Raw genomic sequence first — 21,621 nt, forward strand, 5'->3', positions numbered from 1 at the left:
GGCGGCGAAGGATTTCGAAACCAGAATGCGCCGAGCGGTCACAGTGTGAATATTGACGCCAAACTGGTGGCGCATTAAGAAAATGATCCACAACAAAACAGTGTGGGAGCGAGCCTGCTCGCGAAGGCGGATGGACAGCAACAATGATGTCGACTGTCCATCCGCTATCGCGAGCAGGCTCGCTCCCACAATTAGGTTTCCGATATCGAGAAAATCCTCAAGCCGGCTTGGCCTCCGCCAGCGCCTGCTGCGCCAGTTCCTTTTCCGCCTCCTTGATATCGTCCTCGCTGATCATTTCCGCGATAACCCGCAGCCGCTCCACCACGCGCGCATTGACGCTGCCCTCCGGGAACTCGCCGTTCTCGTCCGGCTCGCCCGCGGGTTCGCCCACCAGCAGGCTCAGGGCTTCGTCGGCCTGGCGCACGGCGTAGACGTGGAATTGCCCGGCGCGCACGGCGGCCAGCACTTTTTCATCGAGCATCAGCGTCGCAACGTTGGCCTGGGGAATGATCGCCCCCTGCTCGCCTGTCAGCCCGCGGGCTTCACAGAGGCGGAAGAAGCCTTCGATCTTCTCGTTGACCCCACCCACCGCCTGCACTTCACCAAATTGGTTGATCGAGCCGGTGATGGCGAAGCACTGCTTCAATGGCGTCTTCGACAAGGCCGAGATCAGCGTGCAAGCTTCGCCGAGGGATGCGCTGTCGCCGTCCACATAGCCGTAGGACTGCTCCAGGGCGATGCTGGCCGAGATCGCTAGCGGGAATTCCTGGGCATACCGGCTTCCCAGGTAGCCGGTAAGAATCATCACACCCTTGGAGTGGATCGGCTGGCCGAGGTTGACCTCTCGCTCGATGTCGACGATACCGCTGCCGCCGGGATATACCGTGGCCGAAATGCGCGCCGGGACACCGAACGCAGAGTCGCCCACCTCAAGTACCGTCAACCCGTTGCACTTGCCCACGGCCGCGCCGTCGGTGTCGATGAGGATGATCCCCGCCAGCATGTCGTCGAGGATTCGCGCCGAGACACGCCCGGTGCGGGTTGCCTTGGCCTTCAAGGCGCGCTCGATGTGACCGGCATCGGTCATCTCGTCACCGGCCAGTTGGCGTATGAAATCCGCCTCGCTGACCAGTTGGAAAAGGTCACCGATACGCGCCGAAAGGCGTCCCTGGTGTTCGGCCAGACGCGCACTGTAAGTCGCCAGGCGCGCCACCGCATCGGCGGTCAGCGGCGCCATGCCCTCTTCCGAGGTGCGTGTCTTGAGCAACTGGGCAAACTGCTCCAGGCTCTCGTCGCCCATCGGGATGTCTTCATCGAAGTCCACCAGTACGCGAAACATTTCCTGGAAATCCGAATCCAGGTCCTGCAAGGCGTAATAGAGCTGGCGCGCGCCGATGATCACGACCTTGACCTGCAACGGGATGTGCTGCGGCGTCAGGGTGACCGTCGCCAGCCGCCCCAACTCGCCCAGTGGCGACTCCATTTTCAGCTTGCGCGACTGCAGGGCACGCTTGAGCGCATCCCACACGAACGGCTCGCCGAGCATCTTTTCCGCTTCCAGGATCAGAAAACCACCGTTGGCACGGTGCAAGGCGCCTGGGCGCAACTGCCGATACGTGGTGTAGAGCGCGCCCTGGTCGGTGCTGTACTCGATGCGCCCGAACAGGTTGTCGTAGGTCGGGTGCGGCTCGAACACCACCGGCGCGCCACCGCTCGCCGGATGGCCGACGACCAGGCTCGGCGCGTATTGCTCTTCCAGCAGCTTGCGGGCGACGGCGTCGGTCTTGCTGTCGTCCACCAGTTGTTCGACCACGGTCTTGAGCAGATAGACCTGCATGGCTTGCAGATACCCACAAACCGCGGCGTTCTCGGCGTACTTTTCCGACAACGGCGCCAGCAAAGGCTGTAAGGCCAGGGTGATGGTTTCTTCGTTGAGCTGACGCAACTGGTTGTTGGATTCGCGTTTCCACTGCGGGAGGCTGGCGAGCTCTTCGTTCAGGCGCTCCTCCAGGCCGGAAATATCTTCGTGGAACCGCTCGCGCTCGGCCTCCGGCAGTTGGGCGAACTCCGCCTCGTCCAGCGCCTTGCCCTCGCTCATCGGCGTGAACGCGATGTTGCTGCTGTCACGGTACAGCGCGACATCCTTTTCCAATGCCAGGCGCTCGATCACATCGAGAGCGCGGTCGTAGCGCTGGTTGAAGGCGCGGTCGATGGCGCTTTTTTTCTGCTGGTAGGACGGGTGCTCGAACACGGCCGGAAAAGTCGCCAGCAGATTGTCGATAAGGCCATTGATATCGCCGATGAACGTGCCCGCCGTACCCGAGGGCAGCTCCAGGGCGCGTGGCTCGCGAGGCTCATCGAAGTTATTGACATAGACCCAGTCCGACGGGGTCTGCATGCGCTTGCCTTCGGCCTTGAGGTAGCGCTTGACGAAAGAGAACCGGCCAGTACCGGGCTCACCCATGACGAATACGTTGTAACCGGGGCGTGGCATCGCCACACCGAACTGCAATGCTTCGACCGCACGCTCCTGGCCAAGCACACCGCGGAAGGGCTCCAGATCATTGGTGGTAGAGAAGCTGAACTGTTCAGCGGAAAACGGACGGGTCAGCGCTTCGGGCGCTAGACGCAAGCTGGCAGCAACAGGATCAGGCATCGGGCTTCCTTACATCAGGCGGGGCAGATAGCGGCATTCTGGCGCTGCCTATACCTGACTGGCAAGGAGCGTCTCAGGCCAAAGCATAGTCGAGGGAAAAACCCAGCGCAGAGCCCCGCAAGCAACGTGTTTGCAGTAATGTTTTTGCAAAATGTCACGGAACCCTCGGATCGTGCCTAAACTCCAAACTGCGCGGCTGGAACAATAACCGGCCCACTGGCTCCTGTAGGGGCCAGACCCTGTCCATTGGTATGCACATAAAGAGAACATAGCTATGAAACGGATTCTTCTCGGTACTCTCTTCACCGCTGTATCCATCAACGCCATGGCTCAGGCGCCGGGCGGCCCGGATTGCGGTTGGGGCAACATGCTGTTCGAAGGTCAGCGTGGCACCCCGGCCCACTTCCTCGCATCCACCACCAACGGCACCTCCGGCAACGCCACCTTCGGCATGACCTCCGGCACCAACGGCTGCTCGACCAACGCAGCACTGACCTACGGTGGCAAGTCCTGGCTGGCCATGAATGGCATGATGAACGAGCTGTCCGAAGACATGGCCAAGGGTCAGGGCGAAGCGCTGACCACCTACGCCGTGGTACTGGGTGTGGCGCCGGAAGATCGCGCTCACTTCTCCGCTGTGACCCACGAGCACTTCCAGCAGATCTTCAGCAAGGCTGACGTGACCGCAGAAGACGTGCATGCCAACACCCTGGCCATTCTGAAAAACGACCCTCGCCTGGCCAAGTACGCGACTCAAGCTTAAGCTCGACACCACTCGCTCCTTTCGGGGAGCGGGTTTTCTTTCTGGGGCCCTCTCGGTCTTTATTTTTCGATCTTCCAAGTAGCCGACTATGCTCAAACGCCTTGCCTGGCTGGCGCTCTGTGTGTGCGCCCCGCTATCCGCCGCGCCTCATGTCGACCCTCAACGTTTGCAGCAACTGGCCAATGACCGCTTCTGGATTTCCCTTGGCCACTACGAAACCGCCAAGCTCGGCGGCTGGCGCAGCTACATCAGCGACAAGAAATTCTTCCTCGCACCCGACGGCAACGAGCATCCCGACCGCGAACTGACCGCCACGCTGCAAGCCCTGTACGGCCCGGCCAGTGCCGGCCAGCAGCATGTCCAGTGCGTGTACCCGGCGCGTACCCGCTGGCTGAAGGCGCAGCTCGACCTGACGGACCTGCCCTCGGTCAATTGCAGCGATTACACCCAATGGTTCAAGGACGTTTCGCCCCACAGCGCGGTGATGATCTTCCCGGCCGCGTACCTGAACAGCCCGTCATCGATGTTCGGCCATACGTTGCTGCGCATCGACCAGGCCGATGTGCAAAGCGACAAGACCGCGCTGCTCAGCTACGCGATCAACTTCGGCGCCTACATTGAAGGTTCGGATAACAGCATCCTCTACGCCTGGAAGGGCCTGATGGGCGGCTACCCTGGCCTGTTCGCCCTGGTGCCGTACCAGGAAAAACTCTCCGAATACCGCAGCCTCGAGAATCGCGACCTATGGGAATACCGCCTGAACCTGAGCCAGGCGGAAACCGAACGGATGGTCGAGCATGTGTGGGAGCTCAAGCAGATCCAGTTCGACTATTTCTTCTTCGACGAAAACTGCTCCTATCGCCTGCTTGAATTGCTGCAAGTCGCCCGTCCCAGCCTGCGCCTGACCGAACAGTTCCCGCTCACGGCGATCCCCACCGACACCGTCAAGGCGGTGAAAGAAGCCGGGCTGGTGGAAAGCATCCAGTACCGCCCGTCCCGGGAGCGAGAGTTGCTCAGCCGCGCCGAACCGCTCAGCGATAATGAGCAGCAGTGGGTTTTGAAGGTCAGCGCCGACCAGCAACAATTGCAAACGCCCGACTTCAAGGCGCTACCGCGCGAGCGCCAGGCGCTGATCATCGATGCCGCCTACCGCCTGGAGCGTTATCGCGCCAACGGCCAGGAGCGCGATCCACAGCGGGCCCAGCGCAGTTTCGAGCTGCTGAGGGCGATCAACCAGAACCCCGCGCCGGAACTGGACATCCCACAGCCGGGCCTTCCGGAAGACGGCCACGAATCGCGCACCTGGCAGGCCGGCCTGGGTACGCGGGGTGACCGTGCGTTCGGTGAGTACGGCCTGCGCATGGCCTATCACGACCTCAACGACAACGCCGAAAGCTTTCCGCTGGGGGCGCAAATCGAGATCCTTCAACTAAAGCTGCGCCAGTACGAAGGCAACGACTGGCAAGTGCAGCAGCTGGACCTGGCGACCATCCGCTCCCTGACCCCGCGCAACGAGCTGCTGCAACCGTTGTCCTGGCAGGTCACTGGTGGCCTGGAGCGGGTGCCGGGCAAACATGACGATGAAACACTGGTCAGCCACGTCAACGGCGGCGCGGGCGGCACTTGGGCGCTGGGCGAAGATGTACTGGGCTTTGCACTGGGCACGGTGCGGGTCGAACACAACAACGATTTCGCTCAATTCATCGCCCCGGCCGCCGGATTCAACAGCGGCGTGCTGTGGAAAAACCCGCTGGGCAACCTGAGCCTGGAAGCCAAGGGCGATTACTTCGTTAATGGCGAGGTACGCCGTAGCCTGAGCCTGAACCAGCAGTGGGAATTGTCCCGCAACCTGGGCCTGCGCCTGAGCGCCCAGCGAGAGTTCAGCCACTTGGCCTCGCCAGAGAACGAGGTGATGCTCGAGGTGAAGTGGTACCACTACTGAACGAACGGATTGATCACCGCGCTTTCCCACCTTTCTGACGAATCCGCTTCTAGACTTCTTTTATGAGTGGATCGGGCAGGAACGCAAAACATGTGGCGCGCGGCGGTGGTATTGGGGGTGTTGGTGTTGCTCGGTGGCTGTGAAACAACCCATGAGGATTTGATTGCCCGAGGTTATCCACCGGCCTTCGCCGACGGTTTCGATGATGGCTGCAGTAGCGGTCGGCAAGCCGCCGGCGTAATCACAGGCCAGTTCAGGAAGGACGTGCCGCGTTATCTCAAGGATGCCCGCTACGCCGAGGGCTGGAGCGACGGCTTTCGCCAGTGCCAGGCCATGCGCGAGAGTGAAGAGCGTGACGTCTACCGCGAACGCCACTGGGACGATCGCGAACGTGCCTGGCAGCAGGAGAAAGATCGCGACGCCGCTCGGGCCTATCGCACGCAGTGAGTCGCTCAGAGACATCCGTCGAAACCAAAACCTTGCGACCATGGCCCAAACTCCAACAGAGGAGAACCCTATGAGTCGCGCTTTCGTCAACGAAGACAACGCCGCCGCCCAGGCCGATCAACCGGTCGAACGCCAGGTCAGCGCACAGCCCAACTACGTCACGCCGGCGGGGCTTGCTCAATTGCAGGCACGGGTCACCGAACTGCAGCAACTGCATAGCCAACAGTCTGCCCAGGGCGAGCGGGCAGACAAGCAGCGTATCGCCGATATCGAACGGGATCTGCGATATTTCAATCAACGCCTGCAAAGCGCCCAGGTCGTTACGCCGAGCCATTGCGATCAGGTGCGAATCGGGCACTGGGTGACTTTTGCCGATGAGCACGATCAGGAACGGTGTGTGCAATTGGTTGGGGAAGACCAGGCCGATGCGGCCAATGGACTGATCAACTGGGGCTCGCCGCTGGGGCGGGCCTTGCTGGGGGCGAAGGTTGGGGATGAAGTGGTGTGGAAGCGGCCGGCGGGGGATCTATCGATTGAGGTGGTGGCAATTGACCTGAAGTAAAGCCACGGTCCATGAAAAACGGAGCCCGAAGGCTCCGTTTTTCATGCAACCGACCGAATCAGGCCAGTTTCTTGTGCCGTACGCGATGCGGCTGGGCGGCGGCTTCGCCGAGGCGTTTCTTGCGATCGGCTTCGTACTCGGTGTAGTTGCCTTCGAAGAACACCGCTTGGGAGTCGTCTTCATATGCCAGGATGTGAGTTGCCACGCGGTCAAGGAACCACCGGTCGTGGGAGATCACAATGGCGGCGCCCGGGAAGTCCAGCAAAGCTTCTTCCAGGGAACGCAGGGTTTCGACGTCGAGGTCGTTGGACGGTTCGTCGAGCAGCAAGACGTTACCGCCCTCCTTCAACGTCAACGCCAGGTGCAAGCGACCGCGCTCACCGCCGGAGAGATCCTTGACGAACTTCTGCTGATCGCCGCCCTTGAAGTTGAAACGACCGACATAAGTGCGCGACGGGATTTCATAGTTGCCGATACGGATCTGGTCGGAACCGTCAGAGATCTGCTGGAACACGGTCTTGCTGCCGTCCAGGTCCTCACGGCTCTGGTCGACGCAGGCCAGTTGCACGGTTTCACCGATCTCGATGGTGCCGGAGTCCGGGGTTTCCTTGCCCATCAGCATGCGGAACAGCGTGGATTTACCCGCACCGTTACCACCGATCACACCGACAATGGCGCCTTTAGGCATGGAGAACGACAGGTTGTCGATCAACACGCGGTCGCCGTAGCCCTTGGTGACGTTCTTGAATTCGATGACCTTGTCACCCAGGCGCGGGCCGGCCGGGATGTAGATCTCGTTGGTTTCGCTGCGCTTTTGGAATTCCTGAGACTGCATTTCCTCGAAGCGTTGCAGACGAGCCTTGGATTTGGACTGGCGGGCCTTGGCGCCCTTGCGCACCCATTCCAGTTCTTCCTTCATGGCTTTTTCATGGGCCGACTGCTGCTTGGACTCCTGGGCCAGACGATCGGACTTGGCTTCCAGCCAGCCCGAATAGTTGCCCTCGTACGGAATGCCCGCGCCGCGGTCGAGTTCCAGGATCCAGCCGGCGACGTTGTCCAGGAAGTAACGGTCGTGCGTGATCGCAACCACGGTGCCTGGGAAGTCGTGCAGGAAGTGTTCGAGCCAGGCGACGGAGTCGGCGTCCAGGTGGTTCGTCGGTTCGTCGAGCAGCAACATGTCCGGCGCGGACAGCAGCAGGCGGCACAGGGCCACGCGACGCTTTTCACCGCCCGACAGATGTTCCACTTTCGCGTCCCAGGCCGGCAGGCGCAGCGCATCGGCGGCCACTTCCAGCTGGCGATCCAGGTTATGACCGTCGCTGGCCTGCAGGATCGCTTCGAGCTTGGCCTGTTCGGCGGCCAGCTTGTCAAAATCGGCGTCCGGGTCGGCGTAGGCGGCGTAGACCTCGTCCAGGCGCGCCTGGGCGTCCTTGATCACGCTGACCGCTTCCTCGACCACTTCACGCACGGTCTTGGTCGGGTCCAGTTGTGGCTCTTGCGGCAGGTAGCCGATGTTCAGGTCGGGCATCGGACGGGCTTCACCGTCGAACTCCTTGTCGACGCCGGCCATGATTTTCAGCAGCGTGGACTTACCCGAGCCGTTGAGGCCCAGTACGCCGATCTTGGCGCCAGGGAAAAAGGAAAGAGAAATGTTTTTCAGGATTTCCCGCTTCGGCGGAACAACTTTGCCCAGCCGATGCATGGTGAAGACGTATTGAGCCATGGTGAACCTAGCGTCAGTGACAGTGAAAAGAACGAGCCAGGCCATGCGCGGCGCGGGCAGTTGATGTTAATCACTGCCTGCGAGCCGATGGAGCCTGGGAATCCGGAGCTGGAACGCTCTTGTTTGACCGGCAAAGCTACCTCAACCGTCGGTCCAGGTCCAGCCGCCGAGGGCTGGCACTTTGCCACAAGTCAAGGCATGCTAGCCGCCCTTCGGGCGTCCGGCTTATAGTGACGTCGCGCCAGTCCAGCAAACCGCAGGATTACAGCTTGTCCAACGTCACTCCGCCCCCGTCCCCACGCGCACCCGTCGCCGTGCCAGGCTTGCCCCTGCGCGGGACATTGAAGGGCGGGCTGGCCTCGCTGGTGCTGTTGTTGCTGGGGCTACTCTTCTGGCAGTTGCTTGACCAACTGCGCGAAACCCAACAGCAGCAGCGCCAATACACCATCGATTACACGGCCGACCTCGCCGCGCAAGTCAGCCTGAACATGGCCCTGAACGCGCAAATAGCCCTCAATCTGCTACCGATCGTCGAACAACCGCAAACCGCCGACGAACAGCAGGCGCTGTTGCGCAAGCTCAAGCAATCATTGCCCGAATTGCGCAGCCTGGCGCTGCTGAGCCCCTCCGGCAGAGTGCTCAGCGACAGTGACGCGGATAGCCAGGACGCGGATTACCTGGCCGAACTGGTACGGCGCAGTCGCGCCCAGGCTCACTATTTCAGCAATGCCGAGGACGGTTCCGTGGTGCATCTGCTGTTGCACCAGGCCAGCGGCAGCTCTCGCGGATACTGGGCGCTGCGCCTGTCTCCGAGTTTCTTTTCGACATTGACCAAACAGGGCGATACGGGCCTGCGGCCACTGTGGCTGGTGGAGAACCGTCTCAATCGGCAGATCATCAGCCGCGACGAAAGCCTGCCCACGATCACCCCGTCCCAACTGACCCCGCAGGACCTGAGCAACACGGTGTTGACCGTCCCCCTGAGCAGCAGCGACTGGCAGCTGCGCGGGCTGTTCGACCGGCGCCAGGTGCTCGAGCAACTGCTCCCGGCCTTCATCGGCAAATGCCTGCTGGGCCTGGCGTTTTCCATGTTGCCGGTCATTGCCCTGCTGAACATGCGCCGACGCCAGCGGCAGCTGCACGAAGGGCGCCGTCGCTATCAGGACATTTTCGAGGGCACCGGCGTGGCCCTCTGCGTGCTCGACCTGTCCGGCCTCAAGGCGTTTTTTGCCAGGACTGGCCTGCACAACGGCGAGCAATTGCGCGCCTGGTTGCAGGTTCCGCAACAGCTCGAACAGTTGCAACAGCAAGTGCACGTCACCGAAGTCAACCAGGTGGCGTTGAAGCTGCTCAATGTCGACTCCTGCCAACAAGCCTGGCAATTGCTGGTTGGCAACGCCGAAAGGGACAACAACCCGGTCGGTTCGAAACTGCTCGAAGCGTTGCTCGATCCCCATAAACAGCTGGAGCTGGAAATCAGGCTCCAGGACGCCCACGGCCGGGATCAGCATCTGTGGCTGGTGTTGCGCCTGCCGGAAACCCAGCACGACTATAACGCGGTCATCCTGAGCATCAGCGACATCACCAGCCGCAAGCTGATCGAACTGTCGCTACTGGAACGCGAAGGGTTCTGGTCCGATGTGGTGCGCACCGTTCCGGATCATCTTTATGTGCAGGATGTGATCAGCCAGCGGATGATCTTCAGCAACCACCACCTGGGCCAGACGCTCGGCTACGACCGAACCGAACTGCACCAGATGGGCGAGTATTTCTGGGAAATCCTGCTGCACAGCGACGACGCCGATCACTATCACACGCTGCGCCAGGAACAGCGGCGCGGCGGCTACACGCAGTTGCTGCAATGCCAGCTGCGGTTCCGCCATCGCAACGGCAAGTGGCGCCGTTTCGAGGTCCGCGAACAGGCCCTGGCCCGGGACCGCTACGACCAGGTGACCCGGATCATCGGCGTGGCCAAGGACATTACCGAGCAGATCGAGGCCAGCGAATCGCTGCGCGACAGCGAGCAACGCTACCGGATGCTCGCCGAAAGCATCAGCGATGTGATTTTCTCGACCGACAGCAAGCTGTCGCTCAACTATGTCAGCCCGTCCGTCCAGGCGGTGCTGGGCTACACCGCCGACTCGATCTTCCAGAACGGCTGGCAGTCGACCATCGCCAACCCGCAACAACTGACCGGCATCTACAGCCTGATGGACCGCCTCAGCAAGGCCCTCGACAAGCCCGACCAACTGACCGAGCTGCGCAACCAGATGCAGACCCAGTTGTATCTGTTCGACTGCCTGCGCGCCGATGGGCGCAAGATCCCTATCGAGCTGCGGCTGGTGCTGGTGTGGGATGACCATGGCGCGTTCGAAGGTGTACTGGGGGTGGGCCGTGACATCAGCCAGCAGCGGCGCGCCGAAAAAGACCTGCGCATGGCCGCCACCGTATTCGAGCACTCGACATCGGCGATCCTGATCACCGACCCGGCCGGCTACATCGTTCAGGCCAACGAGGCGTTCAGTCGCGTCAGCGGTTACGCGGTATCGCAAGTGCTCGACCAACTGCCCACCATGCTGACCGTGGATGAGCAGCAGGAAGCCCATTTGCGCTACGTGCTCAAGCAACTGCAACAACACAGCACCTGGGAAGGCGAAGTCTGGCTCAAGCGCCGTAATGGCGAACATTACCCGGCCTGGGTCGGCATCACGGCGGTGCTCGACGACGAAGGCGACCTTGCCAGCTACGTGTGTTTCTTCAGCGACATCAGCGAACGCAAGGCCAGCGAGCAACGCATCCATCGCCTGGCCTACTACGACGCATTGACTCACCTGCCCAACCGCACGCTGTTCCAGGACCGTCTGCACACCGCGCTGCAGTCAGCCGAGCGACAGAAGACCTGGGTCGTGCTGATGTTTCTCGACCTGGACCGCTTCAAGCCGATCAACGACTCCCTGGGTCATGCCGCTGGCGACCGGATGCTCAAGGAAATGGCGACGCGCCTGCTCGGCTGCGTGGCCGACGACGACACCGTGGCGCGCATGGGCGGCGATGAATTCACCCTGCTGCTGCAACCGCGAGCCACTCGCGAGATGGCGTTGAACAGGGCGATCACCGTGGCCGAGCAGATCCTTGCTAGCCTCGTCCGGCCCTTCGTGCTGGAAGGTCGCGAGTTTTTCGTCACCGCCAGTATCGGTATCGCCCTCAGTCCCCAGGACGGCAACGAACTCAGCCAATTGATGAAGAACGCCGACACGGCCATGTATCACGCCAAGGAGCGCGGCAAGAACAACTTCCAGTTCTACCAGGCCGACATGAACGCCAGCGCCCTGGAGCGGCTGGAATTGGAAAGCGACCTGCGCCACGCCTTGGAACAGAATGAGTTCGTGCTCTATTACCAACCCCAGTTCAGTGGCGACGGCAAGCGCCTGACCGGCGCCGAGGCCTTGCTGCGCTGGCGCCATCCGCGACGCGGGTTGGTGCCGCCGGGGGATTTCATCCCGGTGCTGGAAGAACTCGGCCTGGTGGTGGACGTCGGCGACTGGGTCATCAGCGAAGCCTGTCGCCAGCTCAGGACCTGGCACCAGGCCAAGGTCCGGGTGCCGAAGGTCTCGGTCAACATCTCGGCCCGGCAGTTCTCCGACGGCCAACTCGGCACACGCATCGCCAATATCTTGCGCAGCACTGGGCTGCCACCGGCCTGCCTGGAGCTGGAACTGACGGAAAGTATTCTGATGCGCGAAGTCAGCGAGGCGATGCAGATCCTCGCCGGGTTGAAAAACCTTGGCCTGAGTATCGCGGTGGATGACTTCGGCACCGGTTATTCGTCGCTCAACTACCTCAAGCAATTCCCCATCGACGTGCTGAAGATCGACCGCACCTTCGTCGACGGCCTGCCGTCCGGCGAGCAGGACGCGCAGATCGCCCGGGCGATCATCGCCATGGCCCACAGCCTCAACCTGGCGGTGATCGCCGAAGGCGTCGAGACCCACGAGCAACTGGACTTCTTGCGCGAACACGGCTGCGACGAAGTACAGGGCTACCTGTTCGGCCGGCCGATGCCGGCGAATCGGTTTGAAGCGCAGTTCAGCAATGATGCGTTGTTCATGATCGACTGAAATTTTTGGTGTCTGGACTGGCCTCATCGCGAGCAGGCTCGCTCCCACACTTGTTTTGGGTGCCTTGGCAATCTACATACACCACAGATCCCTGTGGGAGCGAGCCTGCTCGCGATGAGGCCGGTACAGGCGACGCTGAGCCCTGCGTGAAACCCATTCGTCCAAGACATGACGCCCTTTCATATGCCTTCCAAAACCGGTTGAGGTAGAATGCCCCCCTTTTCTGCCCCGATCCTTGAGGACCGCCATGTTCAGCCGTGATTTGACTATTGCCAAGTACGACGCCGATCTCTTTGCCGCCATGGAGCAAGAAGCTCAGCGCCAGGAAGAGCACATCGAGCTGATCGCTTCGGAAAACTACACCAGCCCAGCGGTGATGGAAGCTCAAGGCTCGGTACTGACCAACAAGTACGCCGAAGGCTACCCAGGCAAGCGTTACTACGGTGGTTGCGAGTACGTCGACGTGGTCGAGCAATTGGCCATCGACCGCGCCAAGCAGCTGTTCGGCGCCGATTACGCCAACGTCCAGCCACACGCAGGTTCCCAGGCCAATGCCGCCGTGTACCTGGCGTTGCTGTCGGCCGGTGACACCATCCTGGGCATGAGCCTGGCCCACGGCGGTCACCTGACCCACGGCGCCAGCGTTTCCTCCTCCGGCAAGCTGTACAACGCCGTTCAGTACGGTATCGACGGCAATGGCCTGATCGACTACGACGAAGTCGAGCGCCTGGCCCTCGAGCACAAGCCGAAAATGATCGTGGCCGGTTTCTCCGCCTACTCCCAGATCCTCGATTTCCCGCGCTTTCGCGAGATCGCCGACAAGGTCGGGGCCTACCTGTTCGTCGACATGGCCCACGTTGCCGGCCTGGTTGCCGCTGGCGTGTACCCGAACCCGGTACCGTTCGCCGACGTGGTCACCACCACCACCCACAAGACCCTGCGCGGTCCACGTGGCGGCCTGATCCTGGCGCGCGCCAACGCCGACATCGAGAAGAAGCTGAACTCGGCGGTATTCCCAGGCGCCCAGGGCGGCCCGCTGGAGCACGTGATCGCGGCCAAGGCGATCTGCTTCAAGGAAGCCCTGCAGCCTGAGTTCAAGGCCTACCAGCAACAAGTGGTGAAGAACGCCAAGGCCATGGCCGGCGTGTTCATCGAGCGCGGCTTCGACGTGGTGTCCGGCGGTACTGAAAACCACCTGTTCCTGCTCTCGCTGATCAAGCAAGAGATTTCCGGCAAAGACGCTGACGCGGCGCTGGGTAAAGCGTTCATCACCGTCAACAAGAACTCGGTACCCAACGATCCACGTTCCCCGTTCGTCACCTCGGGCCTGCGTTTCGGCACCCCTGCGGTGACCACTCGCGGTTTCAAGGAAGCCGAGTGCAAGGAACTGGCTGGCTGGATCTGCGACATCCTGGCCGACCTGAACAACGAAGCGGTGATCGACGCCGTGCGTGAGAAGGTCAAGGCGATCTGCAAGAAGCTGCCGGTATACGGCGCCTGATAGCAGTAGCAAAAAAAAACCGGCCCCAGTGGCCGGTTTTTTTATCGTTGGAAAACCACTCGCCCCACGCGTGGATGGTCAGTGGAGCGCGGCTTCGAAGCCGGCGCGGATCTTTTCTTCGGGCAGTTCATCGGCGATGAACACGATAACGCTTTCTCGGGCCTCGCCTGGCGCCCAATCGGTGTCCCAATCGAAACCGTACAATTTGAGCACACCCTGGAATACCAACCGACGGGACTCGCCCGCGATGTTCAAAACGCCTTTGTAGCGCAGCAACTGCTTGCCGTGTTCTTCCAGCAACTGGTTCATGAAGTCGCTGAGCTTGTCGATGTCCAGCGGCTTGTCGGTGCGCAGCACCAGGCTGCTGATGCGATCGCCCGTGGTCGCCTTGCCAACCGGACGAAGGCTGAGCCCGGCGCCCAGGTCCGCATTGAGGTTGAAACCGCGGATGTCCAGCAATTCGGCCAGGTCGATCTTGCCGTGTTCGACCACCCGAATCGGCGCCCGCCGGTTGATGCGCATAAGGCGTTCCCGAAGAGCCTCGACATGGGCCGCGTCGACCAGGTCTGTCTTGCTCAATAGCAGGCGATCGGCAAATCCGACCTGGGCCTGGGCAATGGCCTGGGCCAGGTGGGTGTCGGCATGCGCGGCATCCACCAAGGTCAGGATACCGTCGAGGATGTAGCGCTCACGCAGGTCCTCGTCGATGAAAAAGGTTTGCGCCACCGGTGCGGGATCGGCGAGACCGGTGCATTCGATCACTAGGCGGTCAAATTGGATCTCGCCGCTGTCCAGCCGCTCGAGCAACAAGTACAGGGCCTTGGTGAGGTCGGTGTGGATGGTGCAACAAACGCAGCCGTTGGCCAGGGTCATGACCTGCACCGGCTCTTCGCCCAGCAACTGGGTATCGATGCCTGCATCGCTGAATTCGTTCTCGATCACGGCAATTTTCAGGCCGTGCTCGGCCTTGAGCAGATGACGCAGCAGCGTGGTCTTGCCAGCGCCGAGGAAGCCGCTGAGGATCGTGACCGGGATGGGAGCGGACAAACTGAATCTCCTTGATGCCTGAAAAAGAAAGCGGATCCTGTGGGAGCGAGCTTGCTCGCGATGGCGTCAGGTCAGTCAATTCATCATTAATTGACCCACCGCTATCGCGAGCAGGCTCGCTCCCACAAGGCGATCCGTGGTGTACGCAATCCCAAGGCCACCCCAAAACAACTGTGGGAGCGAGCCTGCTCGCGATGGCGTCAGGTCAGTCAATTCATCATTAACTGACCCACCGCTATCGCGAGCAGGCTCGCTCCCACAAGGGATGGGCCTCAGTTCAACAGCACTTGGGCCCGGCCTTGCCGCCGTAACGGGCCTCTTGGCGCTCTCGGAAGAACGCCTCGTAGTCCATCAGCGGCTTGTCCGGGTGCTTGGTTTGCATGTGCTCGACGTAGTTGTCGTAGTCGGGCATGCCGACCATCAGGCGGGCGGCCTGACCGAGGTATTTACCGAGGCGACTCAAGTCATTGAACATCGTTGCAATCCTCTATCAAGCGTCCGGCAGGGCCTGGAATGGCGCTTCTTTGTCCGTGCGCTCTTTCGTGCCCCAGGCGGCGATGCCGACCTTGAGCGCGTAGAACAGGATGCTGAAGACCACGAACAGGAACAATACCGTCAGCGTTGCGTTGGTGTAGGCATTGAACACCACGTGCTGCATCTGCTCGATGCTCTTGGCCGGGGCCAGGATCTGGCCGGCGGCCAGGGCATCGTTGTATTTGCGCGCCAGGGCGAGGAAGCCGATCGCCGGGTTGGCGTCGAACAGCTTGATCAGGCCCGCGGTGGTGGTGCAGATCAGCAGCCAGCTCGCCGGCAGCAGCGTGACCCAGACGTAGCGCTGGCGCTTCATTTTGATCAGCACCACGGTGGCGAGCATCAGCGCGATACCGGCCAGCATCTGGTTGGAGATGCCGAACAGCGGCCACAAGGTGTTGATGCCGCCCAGCGGATCGATCACGCCCTGATACAGCAAGTAACCCCACAGCGCGACGCAGCCGGCGGTGGCGATCAGGTTGGCGGTCCAGGATTCGGTTCGCTTGAGGGCCGGCACGAACGAGCCGAGCAGATCCTGCAGCATGAACCGCCCGGCACGGGTGCCGGCGTCCACCGCGGTGAGGATGAACAGCGCTTCGAACAGGATCGCGAAGTGATACCAGAAGGCCATGGTGTTCTCACCCGGCAGCACCGAGTGCAGGATCTGCGCGATACCGACCGCCAGGGTCGGCGCACCGCCGGCACGGGCCAGGATGGTGGTTTCACCGATGTCCTTGGCCACCGCTTGCAGCGCGTCGGGGGTGATTGCAAAGCCCCAACTGCTGACGGTCTGGGCCACGGCCACCACGTCAGTGCCGACGATCGCCGCCGGGCTGTTCATGGCGAAGTACACGCCCGGCTCGATCACCGAGGCGGCAACCATCGCCATGATGGCCACGAAGGACTCCATCAGCATGCCGCCGTAACCGATGTAGCGGGCGTTGGTTTCGTTATCCAGCAGCTTGGGCGTGGTGCCCGAGGAGATCAGCGCATGGAAGCCCGAGACCGCGCCGCAGGCGATGGTGATGAACAGGAACGGGAACAAGCCGCCCTTCCACACCGGCCCGGTGCCGTCGGTGAACTGAGTCAGCGCGGGCATTTTCAGTTCGGGCATGGTGACCAGGATGCCGATCGCCAGGGCGACGATGGTGCCGATCTTGAGGAAGGTCGACAGGTAGTCCCGTGGCGCCAGGATCAGCCACACCGGCAGGACCGCCGCGACAAAACCGTAGCCGATCAGCATCCAGGTGATCTGGATTCCGGTGAAGGTGAAGGCCTTGGCCCAGACCGGATCGGCGGCGATCTGCCCGCCCAGCCAGATAGAACCCAACAGCAACAGCACGCCGATGATCGAGATCTCGCCGATGCGGCCCGGGCGGATGTAGCGCATGTAGATGCCCATGAACATCGCGATCGGGATGGTCGCCATCACCGTGAAGATGCCCCACGGGCTCTCGGCCAGGGCCTTGACCACGATCAGCGCCAGCACCGCGAGGATGATGATCATGATCAGGAAGCAGCCGAACAGCGCGATGGTGCCGGGAATACGGCCCATTTCCTCGCGCACCATGTCGCCCAGGGAGCGACCGTTGCGGCGGGTGGACAGGAACAGGACCATGAAGTCCTGCACCGCACCGGCCAGCACCACGCCGGCGATCAGCCAGAGCGTGCCGGGCAGGTAGCCCATCTGCGCGGCCAGCACCGGCCCGACCAGCGGCCCCGCGCCGGCAATGGCCGCGAAGTGGTGGCCGAACAGGATGTGCTTGTTGGTCGGGACGTAGTCCAGGCCATCGTTGTTGAGCACGGCAGGCGTGGCCCGGCGCGCATCGAGTTGCATCACGTTGTTGGCGATGAAGAGGCTGTAGTAGCGATAGGCGACCAGGTAAATGGCCACGGCTGCGACGACGATCCAGAGGGCGTTGATCGCCTCGCCTCGACGCAATGCCACGACGCCCAGGGCGCACGCTCCTACGACGGCCAGCAGTAGCCAGGGCAGATGGCGTAGCAGGCTATTATTGTTTTTCATTTTTATATTCCAGCCAGGGTGGACAAGAAAGATAGCCACTGGAGTTTAGCGCTAACCAGCGTAAAGGCCATACCCCGACATTCGTCGGCCACTGACCGAACGACAACGACGGCGCGCCAGTTGGGTCTATAGTCAGTGGATCTTCAGGGGGAACGGGTAATGAGCGAACGCCGCCGCTTCGTACGAATTGAATTCCATGCCAAGACCGAACTGAGCCAAGGGCCCTTCATCTGGCCAGTGAAGTTGCTCGACCTGTCCCTCAATGGGCTGCTGATCGAAAAGCCCCAGCCTTGGCTCGGTGACCCCGAGGCGCCTTTCATGGCAGACATCCACCTGAGCCCGGAGGCAGAGGTCAAGATGGAAGTCCGGCTGGCTCACGACGACCACGGCCACCTGGGCTTCGTCTGCGAGCACATCGACCTGGATTCCATCGCCCACTTGCGTCGATTGGTGGAACTGAACCTGGCCGACCATGATGAACTGGAGCGGGAACTGGCGGCGTTGATCCAGATTTGAATCCAGCGGTGCCCCCTGTGGCGAGGGGATTTATCCCCGCTGGGCTGCAAAGCAGCCCTAAACCTGACAACTCGGTGTGCCAGGTTGATTGGGGTCGCTTTTTTGGGGCTGCTGCGCAGCCCAGCGGGGATAAATCCCCTCGCCACAGATAAATCCGCTCACCACAGTGGACCGCACCCGCCTCGGTGCTATTCGAACAACGCATCCAACGCCTGCTCCAGACGTGTCACCGCGATGATCTGCAACCCCGCCGGCGCCTCCTTCGGCGCATTGCCCTTGGGCACGATGGCGCGCTTGAAGCCATGCTTGGCCGCTTCTTTCAGCCGCTCCTGCCCACTGGGCACCGGTCGCACTTCTCCCGACAACCCCACTTCCCCAAACACCAACAAATCGTGGGGCAGCGGCCGGTTTCGCAGGCTGGACATGACCGCTGCCATCAGTGCCAGGTCGGATGCGGTCTCCAGCACCTTGACTCCGCCCACCACGTTGAGAAACACGTCTTGGTCGTGCGTAGGAATCCCGCCGTGCCGGTGCAGGACAGCCAGCAACATCGCCAATCGGTTCTGATCCAGCCCCAACGTGACACGGCGCGGGTTCGCCAGGTGACTGTCATCCACCAACGCCTGCACTTCCACCAGCATCGGTCGGGTGCCTTCCCACGTAGCCATGACAACGCTGCCTGGAACTTCTTCCTGGGCGCGTGTCAGAAAGATCGCCGAGGGGTTGGATACTTCCTTCAAGCCCCTGTCGGTCATGCCAAATACACCCAGTTCGTTGACGGCGCCGAAGCGATTCTTCACCGCCCGCAGCAATCGCAGGCGACCATCGGATTCGCCTTCGAAATACAGCACGGTATCGACCATGTGCTCCAGCACCCGTGGCCCGGCCAGCGCGCCTTCCTTGGTGACGTGGCCTACCAGGAAAATCGCCGTGCCGCTCTGCTTGGCGTAACGCACCAGCAACGCAGCGCTCTCGCGCACCTGGGAAACGCCGCCCGGGGCCGATTGCAGTTGTTCGGTAAAAATCGTCTGGATCGAGTCGATCACCATGACCTTGGGTTTTTCCAGGCGCGCCGTGGCGATGATCGTTTCGATGCAAGTCTCGGTCATGACTCGCAACTGATCCTGGGGCAACCCCAGGCGCCGGGCGCGCATGGCCACCTGCTGCTGGGATTCTTCGCCAGTGACATACAGCGCCGGCATGCGCGTGGCGAGATTGCACAACGTCTGCAACAGGATGGTGGACTTGCCGATGCCCGGATCGCCGCCGATCAACACCACCGAACCGTCCACCAGACCACCGCCCAGCACGCGGTCCAGCTCACCGGATGCCGTGGAGAAACGCGGAATTTCCTCAACGCTGACCTCGGCCAGCGTCTTGATCTGCGCCTGCTGGCCGGCCCAGCCCGTACGCCCGGTGGGCGCCGCCGCGCCGCCGCTTTCCACCATGGTTTCGGTCAGAGTGTTCCAGGCCCCGCATTCGCTGCATTGGCCGGCCCATTTGGGAAAGGTCGAGCCGCACTCGGTGCAGCCGTACATGCGCTTTGCCTTGGCCATCTGAACTCCGGGTAAAAACCGCGATGATAACAGCCGGGCTTTACCGCGGGGCCGGCATTTTGATTTCACCCTTTGCCAGATCTGCCGGGGTATTGCCCAACGGATCCCTGGCCTCCAGGTCGGCCCCCTTGGCCTTCAGGGCATCGAGCAACTCGCCACGCTTGAACAGACCGGCATACATCGCGGCGGTCTGCCCGGCACCGTTGCGCTGATCTGGGCTGCAATCGGTGGACAATAAACGACGCGCGATCTGCACTTCGCCCTTGAAAATCGCCCCCATCAACGCGGTGTTGCCACGTTTGTCCTGGGCACAGGCATCCGCCCCGGCGACCAACAGACGCTCGACCGCCGGGCCATGACCGTGATACGCCGCCAGGATCAGAGCGGTGTAGCCCTTCTCATCCCGCGTGTCCAGCGAATAGCCGGCCTCGATGAAGGTATCGAGCATCGGCACATCGCCCCGGCGGGCGGCATCGAAATAATAATCTTGCAACTGTGCCCGCACCTCATCCGCGCCGGCGGTCGGAGCCTGATCGGCCAGCACAGCACATGACCATGTGATTAATATCAATGAAAGGAACTTACGCATCATGACCTCTCCATGCGACTGCGAATTATGGGAGCCGAACCCACTCGGCTCCCATAAGCGGATCAGTCGCTCAGCTTCTCGGCCAGCGCCTTGACTCGCGCCAGGTCGCCCTTGGCGACACGGGCCACTCCCGTCCCGTATTCAGGATCGGCCTTGTAGAGGAACGACAGGATGATGTGCTTGCTCTCGTCATCGGTAGTCGCCAAAGACCCACCAAAACTCTCGATCAAGTCACTGCGCTCCTTTTGGTTGAACGAGCGGTACAGGTCGCCCGCCTGCTTGAAGTTCTGCTCGCGCTGAATTTTCGCCTGTTGGGTGCTACCGGTCAGCTCGGCCTGGCTATAGCGCGCCGCTTGTTGTTCTTCACGGGGCATCAAGCGGCTCGGCTGGTAATTCACACCGGTGCTGGTCTTGCCAAAATTCATCGCGCCATCCTGGTTGCCGTTGTTGACAGCGACCTTGGGGGCATTGATTGGCAACTGCAGCGCGTTCGGCCCAATCCGGTACATTTGCGTATCGGCGTAGGAAAACACCCGCCCCTGCAACAACCGGTCTTCCGAAGGCTCGATACCCGGCACCAGGTTCGCCGGCGCCATTGCCACTTGTTCGGTTTCCTGGAAAACATTCGCCGGATTACGGTTCAACACCATTTGCCCAACTTTTCGCTCCGGAACATCCGGCCATATCTTGGTCGCGTCCAATGGATCGAAGTCAAACTTGGCCAGGTCCTGAGGCTTGAGCACCTGGATGAACAAGTCCCACTTTGGAAAGTCCCCCTTATTGATATGGCTGACCAAATCGTTGGTCATATGGCTGTAATCCTGTCCTTGTACCTTCACCACTTCTTTCGGGTCGAGATTTTTGAGGCCCTGCAAACTTTTCCAATGAAACTTTACGTAACTGATCTCGCCCTTTGCGTTGATCAGTTTGTAAGCATGTACACCGTTACCGTCCATCTCGCGGTAACTGGCTGGTGTCCCGGAGTTTGAATACAACTCGGTCAGGGTGCGAGTCGCTTCTGGAACATGGGAAAAGAAGTCGAAACGACGGGAGTCATCATCCAGGTTGGTTCGCGGATCGGGTTTGAACGCGTGGACCATGTCAGGGAACTTAATAGCGTCACGGATGAAAAATGTCGGAAAGTTATTACCCACCAGATCCCAGTTACCCTCCGCCGTATAGAACTTGGTGGCAAAGCCACGCGGGTCGCGCAGTGTTTCGGGCGAATGATTGCCATGCACCACGGCGGAAAAACGTACGAACACTGGCGTGACCTGGCCCGCCGCGAAAACCTTGGCCTTGGTCAGGTCGCTCAAATCATTGGACACGGTAAATTCGCCATGGGCACCGGTGCCACGGGCATGGACGACGCGCTCGGGGATACGTTCGCGGTCGAACCGCTGAAGCTTCTGGATCAGTTGAACATCCTGCAGCAAGGTTGGGCCATTGGGCCCCGCCGTTTGCGAGTTCTGGTTGTCGCCTACCGCTGCACCATTATCGCGAGTCAGCGTGGCGGCATGGATGGACAGGGAAAACAGGCTGGCGGTCAGCACAACAAGGGAACGGCGACCGGACATAGCGCCGAGGCCTAGGGAAGTGTTCATTGAAGTTTCCTCTGATTTTATAAAGCGCATCCATGTGCGC

At 61.3% G+C, this 21,621-nt stretch carries 15 protein-coding genes; 7 read left to right on the top strand and 8 right to left on the bottom strand.

Annotated features, from left to right (window positions below; genetic code table 11):
- Window positions 1–217: 217 nt before the first annotated feature.
- Window positions 218–2,656: a Lon protease family protein gene (locus tag J3P76_RS21650; protein ID WP_434562228.1), complete on the bottom strand. Its 2,439-nt coding sequence runs from the start codon at window positions 2,654–2,656 to the stop codon at window positions 218–220.
- A gap of 274 nt (window positions 2,657–2,930) precedes the next feature.
- Here J3P76_RS21650 and J3P76_RS21655 point away from each other — a divergent pair, with 274 nt between their 5' ends.
- From J3P76_RS21655 to J3P76_RS21670, 4 genes are all read left to right on the top strand, one after another.
- Window positions 2,931–3,419 (top strand): DUF3015 domain-containing protein, encoded by a 489-nt coding sequence (locus J3P76_RS21655; protein WP_420767654.1) that lies wholly within the window; start codon window positions 2,931–2,933, stop codon window positions 3,417–3,419.
- Between the two features lie 88 nt (window positions 3,420–3,507).
- Window positions 3,508–5,361 (top strand): Lnb N-terminal periplasmic domain-containing protein, encoded by a 1,854-nt coding sequence (locus J3P76_RS21660; RefSeq protein ID WP_434609482.1) that lies wholly within the window; start codon window positions 3,508–3,510, stop codon window positions 5,359–5,361.
- Window positions 5,362–5,451: 90 nt separating this feature from the next.
- On the top strand, window positions 5,452–5,808 hold the full coding sequence (locus tag J3P76_RS21665) for a hypothetical protein (RefSeq protein ID WP_420767656.1): 357 nt from the start codon (window positions 5,452–5,454) through the stop codon (window positions 5,806–5,808).
- Window positions 5,809–5,878: 70 nt separating this feature from the next.
- Window positions 5,879–6,370, top strand: a complete 492-nt coding sequence (locus J3P76_RS21670; RefSeq protein ID WP_434562224.1) for a GreA/GreB family elongation factor — start codon at window positions 5,879–5,881, stop codon at window positions 6,368–6,370.
- Window positions 6,371–6,428: 58 nt separating this feature from the next.
- Here J3P76_RS21670 and ettA read toward each other — a convergent pair whose 3' ends face one another.
- Window positions 6,429–8,093 (bottom strand): energy-dependent translational throttle protein EttA, encoded by a 1,665-nt coding sequence (gene ettA / locus J3P76_RS21675; protein ID WP_420767658.1) that lies wholly within the window; start codon window positions 8,091–8,093, stop codon window positions 6,429–6,431.
- Window positions 8,094–8,362: 269 nt separating this feature from the next.
- Between ettA and J3P76_RS21680 the strand changes: the two genes are divergently transcribed.
- Entirely contained in the window at window positions 8,363–12,211 is a 3,849-nt protein-coding gene (locus J3P76_RS21680; protein ID WP_434609479.1) for a sensor domain-containing protein, read from the top strand.
- 247 nt (window positions 12,212–12,458) lie between these two features.
- Window positions 12,459–13,712 (top strand): serine hydroxymethyltransferase, encoded by a 1,254-nt coding sequence (gene glyA / locus J3P76_RS21685; RefSeq protein ID WP_230153609.1) that lies wholly within the window; start codon window positions 12,459–12,461, stop codon window positions 13,710–13,712.
- 78 nt (window positions 13,713–13,790) lie between these two features.
- On the opposite strand, the gene yjiA is transcribed toward glyA, so the two are convergent.
- The 3 genes from yjiA to J3P76_RS21700 all read right to left on the bottom strand — a co-directional run bounded on the left by yjiA (window position 13,791) and on the right by J3P76_RS21700 (window position 17,316).
- Window positions 13,791–14,759, bottom strand: a complete 969-nt coding sequence (gene yjiA / locus J3P76_RS21690) for a GTPase (protein WP_434701224.1) — start codon at window positions 14,757–14,759, stop codon at window positions 13,791–13,793.
- Window positions 14,760–15,036: 277 nt separating this feature from the next.
- Complete coding sequence (locus J3P76_RS21695) at window positions 15,037–15,234, bottom strand: YbdD/YjiX family protein (protein WP_072390895.1); 198 nt, start codon at window positions 15,232–15,234, stop codon at window positions 15,037–15,039.
- Between the two features lie 15 nt (window positions 15,235–15,249).
- Window positions 15,250–17,316 (bottom strand): carbon starvation CstA family protein, encoded by a 2,067-nt coding sequence (locus tag J3P76_RS21700; RefSeq protein WP_420767271.1) that lies wholly within the window; start codon window positions 17,314–17,316, stop codon window positions 15,250–15,252.
- Window positions 17,317–17,475: 159 nt separating this feature from the next.
- Here J3P76_RS21700 and J3P76_RS21705 point away from each other — a divergent pair, with 159 nt between their 5' ends.
- Window positions 17,476–17,832 (top strand): PilZ domain-containing protein, encoded by a 357-nt coding sequence (locus tag J3P76_RS21705; RefSeq protein ID WP_434609476.1) that lies wholly within the window; start codon window positions 17,476–17,478, stop codon window positions 17,830–17,832.
- Window positions 17,833–18,020: 188 nt separating this feature from the next.
- On the opposite strand, the gene radA is transcribed toward J3P76_RS21705, so the two are convergent.
- The 3 genes from radA to katB form a co-directional block, all read right to left on the bottom strand.
- On the bottom strand, window positions 18,021–19,388 hold the full coding sequence (gene radA / locus J3P76_RS21710; RefSeq protein WP_030140305.1) for a DNA repair protein RadA: 1,368 nt from the start codon (window positions 19,386–19,388) through the stop codon (window positions 18,021–18,023).
- A gap of 40 nt (window positions 19,389–19,428) precedes the next feature.
- A complete protein-coding gene (locus J3P76_RS21715) occupies window positions 19,429–19,977 on the bottom strand; it encodes an ankyrin repeat domain-containing protein (protein WP_434702048.1) in 549 nt (182 codons plus the stop codon).
- A gap of 62 nt (window positions 19,978–20,039) precedes the next feature.
- Complete coding sequence (gene katB / locus J3P76_RS21720; protein ID WP_434628265.1) at window positions 20,040–21,581, bottom strand: catalase KatB; 1,542 nt, start codon at window positions 21,579–21,581, stop codon at window positions 20,040–20,042.
- Window positions 21,582–21,621: the final 40 nt, after the last annotated feature.

Source organism: Pseudomonas sp. D1-36, assembly GCF_051132205.1.
GTDB lineage: Bacteria > Pseudomonadota > Gammaproteobacteria > Pseudomonadales > Pseudomonadaceae > Aquipseudomonas.

What these genes read in the sequence shown, in the direction of transcription:
- J3P76_RS21700 (WP_420767271.1), bottom strand. Translation starts at nt 17,316, where the DNA reads ATGAAAAACAATAATAGCCTGCTACGCCATCTGCCCTGGCTACTGCTG.
- katB (WP_434628265.1), bottom strand. Translation starts at nt 21,581, where the DNA reads ATGAACACTTCCCTAGGCCTCGGCGCTATGTCCGGTCGCCGTTCCCTT.
- J3P76_RS21665 (WP_420767656.1), top strand. Translation starts at nt 5,452, where the DNA reads ATGTGGCGCGCGGCGGTGGTATTGGGGGTGTTGGTGTTGCTCGGTGGC.
- J3P76_RS21660 (WP_434609482.1), top strand. Translation starts at nt 3,508, where the DNA reads ATGCTCAAACGCCTTGCCTGGCTGGCGCTCTGTGTGTGCGCCCCGCTA.
- J3P76_RS21705 (WP_434609476.1), top strand. Translation starts at nt 17,476, where the DNA reads ATGAGCGAACGCCGCCGCTTCGTACGAATTGAATTCCATGCCAAGACC.
- radA (WP_030140305.1), bottom strand. Translation starts at nt 19,388, where the DNA reads ATGGCCAAGGCAAAGCGCATGTACGGCTGCACCGAGTGCGGCTCGACC.
- J3P76_RS21650 (WP_434562228.1), bottom strand. Translation starts at nt 2,656, where the DNA reads ATGCCTGATCCTGTTGCTGCCAGCTTGCGTCTAGCGCCCGAAGCGCTG.
- J3P76_RS21715 (WP_434702048.1), bottom strand. Translation starts at nt 19,977, where the DNA reads ATGCGTAAGTTCCTTTCATTGATATTAATCACATGGTCATGTGCTGTG.
- J3P76_RS21695 (WP_072390895.1), bottom strand. Translation starts at nt 15,234, where the DNA reads ATGTTCAATGACTTGAGTCGCCTCGGTAAATACCTCGGTCAGGCCGCC.
- glyA (WP_230153609.1), top strand. Translation starts at nt 12,459, where the DNA reads ATGTTCAGCCGTGATTTGACTATTGCCAAGTACGACGCCGATCTCTTT.
- ettA (WP_420767658.1), bottom strand. Translation starts at nt 8,093, where the DNA reads ATGGCTCAATACGTCTTCACCATGCATCGGCTGGGCAAAGTTGTTCCG.
- J3P76_RS21655 (WP_420767654.1), top strand. Translation starts at nt 2,931, where the DNA reads ATGAAACGGATTCTTCTCGGTACTCTCTTCACCGCTGTATCCATCAAC.
- J3P76_RS21670 (WP_434562224.1), top strand. Translation starts at nt 5,879, where the DNA reads ATGAGTCGCGCTTTCGTCAACGAAGACAACGCCGCCGCCCAGGCCGAT.